This is a genomic window from Pseudoalteromonas sp. SR41-4 (assembly GCF_014163985.1).
GTDB lineage: Bacteria > Pseudomonadota > Gammaproteobacteria > Enterobacterales > Alteromonadaceae > Pseudoalteromonas > Pseudoalteromonas rhizosphaerae.
On sequence record NZ_JACJEI010000058.1, the window covers coordinates 1 to 10,773 of the forward strand.

Below are 10,773 nucleotides of genomic sequence, written 5' to 3' on the forward strand. Positions count from 1 at the left end.
CGCAAACTCGCAAACTCGCAAACTCGCAAACTCGCAAACTCGCAAACATTGACAATGCTGTGCACTCTTGCCACTGTTATACAAAGCAATAATTAAGGAGTGTTAATTGTGTCTAATTGGGTTGAGGCAAGTGTTAAAGATATTGTTTGGTGGACTGATACGTTATTTAGTTTAATTGTGAATGCCGATGTGGAGCCGTTTAAAGCAGGACAGTTTACTAAGCTTTCTATGATGATGGATGAAAAACGTATTGCACGGGCGTACTCTTACGTAAATGCACCAAGCTCTCCCGATTTAGAGTTTTATCTTATTAACGTGGCAGATGGCTTATTATCACAACAATTAGCCAAGCTTAAACCCGGCGATACGGTGATGATTGAAAGCCGCGCCAGTGGATTTTTTACTATTGATGAAATCCCCGCCAGTGAACAGTTATTTATGCTTAGCACCGGAACCGCAATTGGGCCGTTTTTATCCATTTTAGAGCAGCCTGATGTGTGGCAGCAATTTAAGCACGTTACCTTAGTGCATGGTGTGCGTTTGAATGCAGATTTAAGTTATCAAGCAAAAATTGCGCAGTTAAAGCAGCAGTATCCGCAATTGAGTTATCTGCCCGTAGTGAGTCGCGAGCAGGCAATTATCGGCTTAGATGGGCGTATTACTGATCGAATCGCCGATGGCACCTTATTTAAGCATTGTGATAGCGCAGTTAGCCCGCAAAATAGTCAATTTATGATCTGTGGTAATCCACAAATGGTTAAAGACACCAGCGCATTATTAACCGAGCAAGGCTACACTCGCAATCGTCGTAGGGAGCCTGGGCAAATCACCGTTGAGCAGTATTGGTAAAAAGCTATCGCGATCCGGTAAATTTTGTTATTTTAGAGTTTCTTAAATTACTCAGGAACAGTATGAAACCGTTATTTTTTTTAGTAAGTTTGCTATTTCCGTGGCAGTTATTAGCAACTGCAGCTGATGTAGTTGAACCACAGACTAAAACTGAAACAACAGCAGCTAAATTGCCTGCTGCAGTAAAAACGACTGACACTAGCACTGGCGAAGAAAAATCAGTGCAGAGTAAAGCCCCAACAAAATCAACTGAGGCTGAACTACAAGATAGCCCAGCGGTGATCACCTTAACGCCAGAAAATAAGCAATCAGCTGAGCCTGTAAACGTTGAACCAACACAGCCAATTAAAACAGACACCAGCAAACCAAGCGAGCCTGAAGTTGATACCAGTAAGGTACTTGGTACTGAAGCGGCAAAACCTGCTGAACTTCCTAAAACACAACAAGAAAAACAGCTTGCTGTCGCACAAGCAGAGCAAGCGGTGATCCAAGCTAAAGAAGCGCTAACACTCAAACAACAAGTTAAAGCCAAACAGTCACGCGAATCGTTAGCCGTTATTGAGCAATTAATTAAGGCGTATAATGCCAGAAACATCGACGCATTTATTAGTATGTATGATGAAAATGTAGAGTTTTATGCCTTTCCAAACGAGTTACTTTTTAAGGGCAAAGAAAAACTGATTGCCCGTTACGGAATAATGTTTAAAAAATTAAAGTGTATAAAATCATCCCCAATTAAACGTATTGTGCACGGTAATATCGTTATCGATCATGAACTTTCAGAAACCTGTTCAACAGATCCAAATGTAGTTGATAAGCGCGGAGAGTTAATCTCTAGCTATCAAGTTGAAAATGGCAAAATAACCAAAGTACTCTTTTTTAGATAGAGTATTAATAAGCAGATTGATTACAGGCAGATAAAGGGGCCGCGACTAGCATGCAAATTAGTGATGATAAAAAAATTCAGTTACTTTATCGTGTAGAGCCAGGCTGTTTAGGGCCAACGGGAGCACAAACCATTGAGCGTTTCTGTGATTATGCTAATCAGCAATTGGTCGCCCCTTATTTTGCCCTTTATCACTTTACCCCGCGGTTTGATAAAACTAAAGCCGAGCGCGAATACAGTATTAATGCTCGGCTGTTGTCTGATCAGCATGCGCAGGCTTATCTTGCGCACTTTAAAACCAACAAAGATGAGTTTGAAGAGCAACTCGACGAACTGCTCACTCAAGCAATCGAAAGCTTTTTAGAACGTTAAGTCGCCAGATACAATCGCATTAAAGCTGCTATTGTCGTGCAAACTGGCAAATGCACTTTCATGTAATAGCTCATTACGTAAGTTTGGTGAATACTCCAACGACATTTTTATATCGGCCAACGCATCAGCGTGTTTATGAGTCAACGCATAAGCACATGCACGTTGCCAATAAGCGTAGCCGTAGTCACTGTCTATATCCAAGGCTTGGTTACACAACTCTATCGCCTGAGCTGTTTCATTAAGCTCTAGTAATGCATCGGCTTTGTAAGCGATAGCTTCAACATCTTCGGGTTTACGTTTTAAAATCTCATCAAATATTTCGATCTTATTAGCTATATCGCTTTCTAAATTTGCACGCATCCATAAAGAGTGGACTTCATTGGTCACAGATATTTTTTGTTGGTTACTTAAGATTTCTTCAGAGCGCTCGCGTAGCTTTTCTTCAAATGTATTCAAACGTGCTTCGTATTCATTGGTGATCACGCTGACACGGGTATTTACAATATCTTCGACTTTGTTTTTTACATCACGTAACGAGTTCCAACCAACCAGTACCAAAATAGAGGCTGTGGCAGTGATGATAAAAAATACATTATTAATTGTATCAGTGGTGTAAGTCAGTGCGCGGTCTGCGGTATCAAGCTGAGCATGAGTGACTTGTTTGGTAACGTCTTCACGTAGTTTTTGCTGATCTTGGCGTACCGCTTTGAGTTCATCAAGAATATAGCGTTCCATCAAGGGTCTATACATCGGCTCTTGAAGTTTTTTGAGTGCCTGTTGTTGCTGTTGTGGGCTGGGTGCAGCGCGAGACTCTTCAGCCTGTGCCTGAGCTGCCACAAAAGTGGCAAAAAGAAGTAAAATTGATACAAAATAATGACGCATACTACTGCCTAGTCGATAAATTAAAGTGCTAAGTAAATTACTGAAACTGTAACATGACTACCTATGAGTAACTAGGCCGCGTTGATTTTTCGAGGTTATTTTTACAGCAATATGCTGGGTAATTGCTGCTTTGCTGTAGTGGAAGAAAATGAAGCCAGTAAAAACAGGCAAAAAAAACCAGCTCTAAGAAGAGCTGGCCAAACTGCTTAAACAACTTAAAGTCGTTAGGGATATCAACAGGAGTGAGCGTTTATAATAACCAAATATATCTGAACAACGTCTTAATATTTAAAGCATTACAAATATTGGAAAATACTTTTTGGCCCCATTAACTCCACGCAGATCATTTACCTTAGCCACCGTTGGGTGATATTGCATGGTAACTAAACAATTTGCTCGTAAAGAATACGGTCATTGTTGAGTAAATATTCTGGTGACAGGGTTATCAAAATGATTTAAAAATTGTAGCCGCGAGTTTACCTCGCGACCTATAAACCGGCTGCGGGTTTGGTGCTACGGAATACACCCTAGCACCAAGCTCCTTTTACTGTGGTAGGAACTGGCTTTAGCCGTGATTATCTTAAAACCACTTTTACCACCGAGGGGCACTGAGGCGCTTCGCTGCACGGAGAAGAAAAAAAGTGTTTCGAGCGACGGTCTGCGAAATACACCCTAGCACCTAGTTACTTTTACTACCGTAGGCGTTAAGCTTGCTGACGCGGTCTTTATTATTTCTCACCAGCGCAGCGTCTCTTAACCTCTGTGGTGAATCAGTCAGTTAATAACTTTTTGCACAATGAGCAGTGAATGAGGGAAATGGGAAGGCAAAAGCTGTTGGCTTCGAGCGACGAGCTGATCCTAGCCCCCAGCTCCTTTTACTGTCGTAGGAACTGGCTTTAGCCGTGATTATCTTAAAACCACTTTTACCACCGAGGGCCACTGAGGCACTTCGCTGCACGGAGAAGAAAAAAAGTGCTTCGAGCAACGGTCTGCGGGCTAACCCTAGCTAGCTCCTTTTACTACCGTAGGAACTGGCTTTAGCCGTGATTATCTTAAAATCACTTTTACCACCGAGGGCACTGAGACGCTTCGCTGCACGGAGAAGATAAAAAGTGCTTCGAGCAACGAGCTGATCCTAGCACCTAGCTCCTTTTACTGTCGTAGGAACTGGCTTTAGCCGTGATTATCTTAAAACCACTTTTACCACCGAGGGCACTGAGGCGCTTCGCTGCACGGAGAAGATAAAAAGTGCTTCGAGCAACGGTCTGCGGGCTAATCCTAGTACCTAGCGCCTTTTACTACCGTAGGCGTTGAGCTTGCTGACGCGGTCTTTATATTCTTTCTCTAAAGCGCAGCGTCTCTTAACCTCTGTGGTGAATAAATCACTTAAAGGCATTTTGCACAAAAAGAAGTGAACGAGGGTAAATGAGAAGATAACGGCTTCGAGTTACGAGCAGCGAGCTTGTGCAAACAGCCTAGCACCTTTTACTTTCGTAGGAGAGCGCTTTAGCGCCGATTGGTTTTAACACATAACCTAAAACAGCATCACGGCTAAAGCCTGTTCCCACAAAAATATGTTTTTACACCGATAGTACCTAGCACCTTTAACCTATCACCTCTTTAGCGCAGCGTCTCTTAACCTCTGTGGTGAATACATCACTTAAAACCAATTTGCACAAAGAGCAGAGAATGAGGGTAAATGAGAAGATAACGGCTTCGAGTTACGAGCAGCGAGCTTGTGTAAACAGCCTAGCACCTTTTACTTTCGTAGGAGAGCGCTTTAGCGCCGATTGGTTTTAACACATAACCTAAAACAGCATCACGGCTAAAGCCTGTTTCCACAAAAATATGTTTTTACACCGATAGTACCTAGCACCTTTAACCTATCACCTCTTCAGCGCAGCGTCTCTTAACCTCTGTGGTGAATAAATCACTTAAAGGCATTTTGCACAAAAAGAAGTGAATGAGGGTAAATGTGAAGATAACGGCTTCGAGTTACGAGCAGCGAGCTTGTGCAAACAGCCTAGCACCTAGTTACTTCCCTAAAACCTAGCGCCTTTAGCCTTCCCTTTCAGCGCAGCGCCTCACAGCCTCTTTGTGAATAAATTACTTAAAGATCGTTTGCACATGAACAGTGAATATTGGTCTACAAAATATTACCTTTAAGGTGCTTTTTTGTAGGCCTTAAAGTTAGATCCCCATATCAAACTTATTATTTTTAATACCATTATTAAGGATTGAGAGTGACATAGTACTAATTTCTGATTGTACATATGGCCAATAATCAGGGTTATCGATAGTTCTTTCTTTGATTTGATTTGGAATGAAACGGCTCATTTCAATATTGAAGTCTTTACGAACTTCATCGTCATGCTGTAGCTTGTCTAATTGAATAGTCAGTGCCTCAATAAAGTCTTCGTTGGTTTTACCCCTGGCCACAAGCTTTTTATTGATCAGTTGCTTAGATACCGCAACACCTCTTTGTTTTATCCAAACTATATCCCATACATCGCGCGGTTTAATGCGCCTAGCAGGGTAGGCTAATGCAATAAACTTGTCTGCAAGCGTTTCCGTTAATGATTGTACAGGGATCAGTAAACCTTCTGTTGGCGCGACAATATTATAGTGATTTATTAATGGCCTTTTTTCGATATCAAATGACGGGATAGCGCAAATATCTATATGCATTTTTTGGCGGGGAAGATCAGGACGATTACTTTCTTTTTCGATACTTATTTTCCAAGATGAAGTATTAGCTTGATTATCTTCAGCTGGTTTATTTACCCATACCTGCACCTCATATTTATTTTGTATGTATTTTTGGATTTCAACTTCTAAGCCACTGAAACTACTTGGCTTGAAGTCATGCCCACCATTAAAATCTAAATCCTCAGATAATCTAGAACTGTTATGGCACAAACGAAGTGAGGTGCCACCAATAAAAGTAAGCGAAGGCATAACACCTTGTTTTACCATTGCAGCCATAATGTCGTGATGAAGAATTTCTTTTTCAATCACAGGCGTGACGCCAGCGTACTCTGGATTTGCAGCTATAATTTGGCGTATATATTCTGTTAGCATTTAGTTCTCCAGCATGTGTACGTTGCGATTGCAGGCTTTTAGATCTGCAATCGCTTGCAGCGGATTTGCTCGGTACATCTTGATGCTTTTATCGAAATATAGGTTTTTCGCAAATTTATCAATTGGTTTTTTTGTATGGGTCAGCTCAATAACCCCATACGGAGTTGAAAATGTGCCACTACGACCTTTCGTTATTACCGTTAACCTATCCATTAATATTTGCGAAATATCGCCCGTGTAACTGAGTTGGCTTTCTAGGCTAATGTAATTTAAAACGTCACCACGTAGTTTTTTAACTATTTTATAAATAGCGGTGGTGGGGTCAGGTGGCGTGAGCGTGCTTTCAAAAATACCATTGCAGACTCTTCTTAATAGCCCTTTATTAACATTGTCAGTCAGAAACTTAGTGAATGCAGGAGTGGGTTTTTCAGCCATCATAAAAGCCAATTCTGCACTGGTATGAATACCGCCACCTGCTTTAACAGAGCTAGCTAGTATTGCTAATAATCTTTCTGCTTTATTCATTTGGTCTACAATTACATACTTATAATGTTATTAATTGTAGACCTTAAGCTTAATTGAAGCAAACTAGAGTTTAGATTAACTCTAGTTTGACTTGTATTGTCATCTAGCCCTCGTACTTATATCACCCTATAAACCGGCTTCGGGCAATGAGCGGCGGGCTAATCCTAGCGCTTCCTTGTAGGTCGTCATTTATGGCGACAATGTCTAATGTTGAAAATTGACGCACTAAAGCACGACCTACATTAGACTCTTTATGTTTTTCTCTAAAGCGCAGGCCTCTTAATCTCTGTGGTGAATAAATCACTTAAAATTAATTTTACCACCGAGACGCTGCGCTACACAGAGAAGGTAACGAGTTGCGAGCAACGAGCTGCGCGCATACCTAGCTCCTAGTTAGTTTGCTAGAACCTAGCCATTTTTTTGCACAAAGAGAAGTGAATGAGAGTAAATGAGCAGACAAAAGACCGAGGGCAACGAGCTGCGAATATCGGGCTTCGAGCGACGAGTAACGAATACAGCCTAGAGTCTAGTCACTTTCCTAGAACCTAGTGCCTGTTACTCCCTAGAGCCTCGCAGCTTTTTCGATCTGTGATTGTTTTAAAAGCTATTTTACCACCGAGAACACCGAGGCGCTGCGCTACACAGAGAAGATAACGGGCGGCGGGTTAATCCTAGCACCTAGTCATTTCCTTAAAACCTAGCACCTTCGCTCAATAAATATGACCAAGACTAAATTCTTAATTTTTGCTAATTAGCAGCTATCTACTTGGTACTCATCGGAAAACTCTATGTTTTTAATACATTTTCATGTTAGGTTAGGATTAAACTTAATCAAAACTTAACGTTCTAGTAGTTAAGTATTATTAATTAGCCACGGAGCGGTATATCAAGTGACCACTAAAACACTCAGTTACTACAACCAAAACGCACAAAGTTTTAGCGACTCAACGCTTAATGTTGATATGTCGGCGCTTTACGCTGAGTTTTTACCGCTTATCCCCAAACACGGTCATATATTAGATGCAGGCTGCGGTAGCGCCCGCGATGCCATGTATTTTAAACAGCAAGATTTTACTGTTAGCGCGTTTGATGCAAGCGAAAAAATTGCAAAGTTAGCCAGTAATTACTTACAACAAGCCGTAGAGGTTAAAACCTTTCAGCAGCTTAACTGTACAAATCTGTACGACGGCATTTGGTGTTGCGCGAGTTTATTGCATGTGCCAAAAGTAGAGCTACCGCAGGTGTTTTTAAAACTGCAAAATGCCCTAAAACCCAATGGGGTTTTGTATGTGTCGTTTAAATATGGCGATACAGAACGCGTACATAACGGCCGTGAATTTACCGATTTAAATGAAGACGGCCTAACCGCGCTCATTACCCATCACACCGAGCTTAAAATACTAAAACAATGGCAAACGGTCGACCAACGACCAGAGCGCGAGAGTGAAGTGTGGCTTAATGCGTTAATTAAAGCAGTGCCTGTTTTATGATGGGTGCCATGCAGCAGCAACTCGACTTTATTGCTTACATACAGCGTATGCTGGTGGAAGGTGATTTTAGCGCAACGTATAAATTTGCGTTATTGCATGCGTTGGCTGATGTATGTGTTGAGCAACCGCTGGTATCAGACCAAGCAGAGCTGAAAATAGATTTAGCTACCTTGGCCGACAAACTTATAACTCTATATTGGCACCATGCAGTGCCGTTTGCCTCAGAGCAAACAGGCGAAAGCGCTTTACTTAAGCAAAACTCTGGCGCGCAATCTAAAGTGATTTCGGTGTTGTATGAGTGCCAGCAAAACAACATTCGTAATTTACGGGCGTTAAAACAAAGCGCGCTCTATAAGCCAACCTTTAACGCTGCAATGGCAACACTCAAAAGTGGCCCATTGTGGCGCTTACAAATATTAGCAAAACAAGCAGAATGCTTTTTATATCCGCATACCAATAGCACTAAATTCATCACCTTAAATGCAGGTATCGCCAATTGTTTTCGCCGATTTTATGATTTGGTGGTGTACTTGGCTAAAAATGCGTGGCTACAAAAAATTCAGAGCATTAAACACAACCAAGCCTTAATAGGCCCACAAAGCCAACTGCACGACTTTTTATTTGGTTTTGACCGTAATGCTCTGAGTAAAGCCAAACCTGTGTTAATCGAGTTACAACACGGTAATTGCTTTTATTGCCAAAAGCCGCTTAACAATAAAACTGAGGTTGATCACTTTATACCGTTTGCCCGCTACGCAAATGATTTAGGCCACAACTTTGTGGCCGCACACAGTAGCTGTAATAACAGTAAACGCGACTTTTTAGCCGCGCAGTTGCACCGCGAGCGCTGGCAAGAACAAAACTTGGTTTTAAATAGCCAGCATATAACCCGTGAACTGAGTGATTACTTTAATTGTGATGTAGATAAATCACGCTCGGTAAGCGATTGGGCGTATCAGGTCGCGCAGGCGAACAGCGCAAAGTTGTGGTTAGCGAAAGATAGTTTTGAACAAGCGGCTGATTTAGGGTTATACCAGCATCGCAATGCAGAGCTTAGTTTAGTGGCGGAAGGTAAGCCGAGGTATGACGCGTAGGCGTGAATTGGTTTGTAGGCGGGAGTTTACCTCGCGCTGCTGTTTTTTGTAGGAACTGGCTTTAGCCGTGATTTCTTGGTTTTAGTTGGGATTTTTTAAGGGATTTAAAACCTCTATTCGAGTTTTTTGCCAGATTGCTGGCGGCAACCAAGGGGCGGCTACCGCCGACCGCCCCTTGGAACCCCACTGCGCCCCGAAGATCACACTTGATCTTCAAGTTAAAAATTGATGTGAACGTAAGCGCCGTGTAAGGCACATCCATGTGCCAGTCACGGCTTAACTTGCATCCATGCAAGTGATTACTCATCAATTTATAACTTTCGGGTGTGATCACGGGGGGATTGGAGTGTGTTGGTAGATTGGTCTGATTTAGTTTTAAAAAGATAAGTGTTTTATAGCAAAGCTCAAGCGTATTCGCTCTACTTAATTAGAAAGGATTTAAAATGCATTATGAGAACCTTTACCCTTCACCATCTTCACTTATGGAGTCCTTACGTGATATCGGCTACTCAATGGAAACTGCTTTAGCTGATGTTATAGATAATAGCATTACCGCGCAAGCGACAGACATCAACATTGATTTTTCTTGGAATGATGCAGCGCCTTGGTTATCAATTTCCGATAATGGGTATGGAATGGATTACCAAGAATTGCTACTAGCAATGAAACTTGGCAGCCTAAACCCGCTTGAATCTAGAAAAGAAAATGATTTAGGTCGATTTGGATTAGGGCTTAAAACAGCTTCTTTTTCCCAGTGCAGAAAACTAACGGTAGTATCAAAAAAAGAAAATAGTATCTCTGCTATGGAATGGGATCTCGACCAAATAACTGAAAACCCAAATACAGGTTGGAAAGTAAAAGTTTTAGACTCAAGTGATTTAAATCAAATTGTAGAGTTAAATGAGCTGCTCTTTAACTTAGATAAACAAACTTCTGGGACAATTGTATTATGGAGAAAACTAGATAGATTAGATTCGTTTGATTCTCTTGCCATTAGAGAAAAAAAACTAAATTTAATAATTGATCATTCAAGAAAGCATCTTGAATTAACATATCATCGTTTTCTCAGTGCTGGGAACGGAAAAAAATCTATACGGATATTTTTGAATGGCGGCAGCCTTGAAGGTATTGATCCCTTTAACACTGTTCATAATGCTACATTGGAGCTTCCATCACAGTCTATTTATGTTGAATCAAAAGAAATTAAAGTTCAACCATTCGTGCTGCCTCATTATACAAAAGTTTCTCCTCAGGAATATGAAAAATATTCTGGAGATGGAGGATACCTTCATAACCAAGGTTTTTATATATATAGAAATAAAAGATTAATTATCAAAAGTACTTGGTTCAGATTAATGCCCAAAGAAGAGTTGACCAAGTTAGTACGAGTAAGAGTAGATATACCAAATTCACTAGACCATATCTGGAAAATTGATGTTAAAAAATCAAATGCAAGTCCACCTGAAGTCGCAGGGCAAGAGCATGAAAAAAGCCTATGATTTCAATACCTTTTCAAGGTAACCTGTACTGCGCATAGCTTTTTTCTGTTTTGCGGGCATGCCTTTATTAAAGCTTGTTTCTGCTTTTAGCTGAT

Annotated in this window: 9 protein-coding genes; 6 read left to right on the top strand and 3 right to left on the bottom strand. The window is 41.2% G+C overall.

Annotated elements, in window-relative coordinates:
- Positions 1-108: 108 nt before the first annotated feature.
- The 3 genes from H5180_RS22910 to H5180_RS22920 all read left to right on the top strand — a co-directional run bounded on the left by H5180_RS22910 (position 109) and on the right by H5180_RS22920 (position 2,107).
- On the top strand, positions 109-849 hold the full coding sequence (locus tag H5180_RS22910) for a ferredoxin--NADP reductase (RefSeq protein ID WP_182759217.1): 741 nt from the start codon (positions 109-111) through the stop codon (positions 847-849).
- A gap of 62 nt (positions 850-911) precedes the next feature.
- Positions 912-1,736, top strand: a complete 825-nt coding sequence (locus H5180_RS22915) for a nuclear transport factor 2 family protein (protein WP_145238789.1) — start codon at positions 912-914, stop codon at positions 1,734-1,736.
- A 50-nt stretch (positions 1,737-1,786) separates the two neighbouring features.
- Positions 1,787-2,107, top strand: coding sequence for a hypothetical protein (locus H5180_RS22920; protein ID WP_145238785.1), 321 nt, complete (start codon positions 1,787-1,789; stop codon positions 2,105-2,107).
- On the opposite strand, the gene H5180_RS22925 is transcribed toward H5180_RS22920, so the two are convergent.
- From H5180_RS22925 to abiEi, 3 genes are all read right to left on the bottom strand, one after another.
- Positions 2,096-2,989 carry a TPR end-of-group domain-containing protein gene (locus H5180_RS22925; protein ID WP_145238782.1) on the bottom strand — a complete coding sequence of 298 codons (894 nt, stop codon included), beginning with the start codon at positions 2,987-2,989 and terminating at the stop codon, positions 2,096-2,098. The genes H5180_RS22920 and H5180_RS22925 overlap by 12 nt on opposite strands.
- A 2,190-nt stretch (positions 2,990-5,179) precedes the next feature.
- A complete protein-coding gene (locus H5180_RS22930; protein ID WP_182759218.1) occupies positions 5,180-6,070 on the bottom strand; it encodes a nucleotidyl transferase AbiEii/AbiGii toxin family protein in 891 nt (296 codons plus the stop codon).
- Positions 6,071-6,595 (bottom strand): type IV toxin-antitoxin system AbiEi family antitoxin, encoded by a 525-nt coding sequence (abiEi, locus tag H5180_RS22935; protein WP_182759219.1) that lies wholly within the window; start codon positions 6,593-6,595, stop codon positions 6,071-6,073.
- 890 nt (positions 6,596-7,485) lie between these two features.
- Between abiEi and H5180_RS22940 the strand changes: the two genes are divergently transcribed.
- The 3 genes from H5180_RS22940 to H5180_RS22950 all read left to right on the top strand — a co-directional run bounded on the left by H5180_RS22940 (position 7,486) and on the right by H5180_RS22950 (position 10,678).
- Positions 7,486-8,085, top strand: a complete 600-nt coding sequence (locus H5180_RS22940) for a bifunctional 2-polyprenyl-6-hydroxyphenol methylase/3-demethylubiquinol 3-O-methyltransferase UbiG (RefSeq protein ID WP_182759220.1) — start codon at positions 7,486-7,488, stop codon at positions 8,083-8,085.
- A complete protein-coding gene (locus H5180_RS22945; RefSeq protein WP_182759221.1) occupies positions 8,082-9,179 on the top strand; it encodes an HNH endonuclease in 1,098 nt (365 codons plus the stop codon). The genes H5180_RS22940 and H5180_RS22945 overlap by 4 nt, the downstream gene beginning before the upstream one ends.
- A gap of 512 nt (positions 9,180-9,691) precedes the next feature.
- The gene (locus tag H5180_RS22950) at positions 9,692-10,678 is read left to right on the top strand and encodes an ATP-binding protein (RefSeq protein ID WP_182759222.1); all 987 of its coding nucleotides are present in this window, start codon (positions 9,692-9,694) and stop codon (positions 10,676-10,678) included.
- Positions 10,679-10,773 lie beyond the last annotated feature (95 nt).

Coding starts and splice junctions, on each gene's coding strand:
- H5180_RS22915 (WP_145238789.1), top strand. CDS start 912: ATGAAACCGTTATTTTTTTTAGTAAGTTTGCTATTTCCGTGGCAGTTA.
- H5180_RS22920 (WP_145238785.1), top strand. CDS start 1,787: ATGCAAATTAGTGATGATAAAAAAATTCAGTTACTTTATCGTGTAGAG.
- H5180_RS22925 (WP_145238782.1), bottom strand. CDS start 2,989: ATGCGTCATTATTTTGTATCAATTTTACTTCTTTTTGCCACTTTTGTG.
- H5180_RS22930 (WP_182759218.1), bottom strand. CDS start 6,070: ATGCTAACAGAATATATACGCCAAATTATAGCTGCAAATCCAGAGTAC.
- abiEi (WP_182759219.1), bottom strand. CDS start 6,595: ATGAATAAAGCAGAAAGATTATTAGCAATACTAGCTAGCTCTGTTAAA.
- H5180_RS22945 (WP_182759221.1), top strand. CDS start 8,082: ATGATGGGTGCCATGCAGCAGCAACTCGACTTTATTGCTTACATACAG.
- H5180_RS22950 (WP_182759222.1), top strand. CDS start 9,692: ATGGAAACTGCTTTAGCTGATGTTATAGATAATAGCATTACCGCGCAA.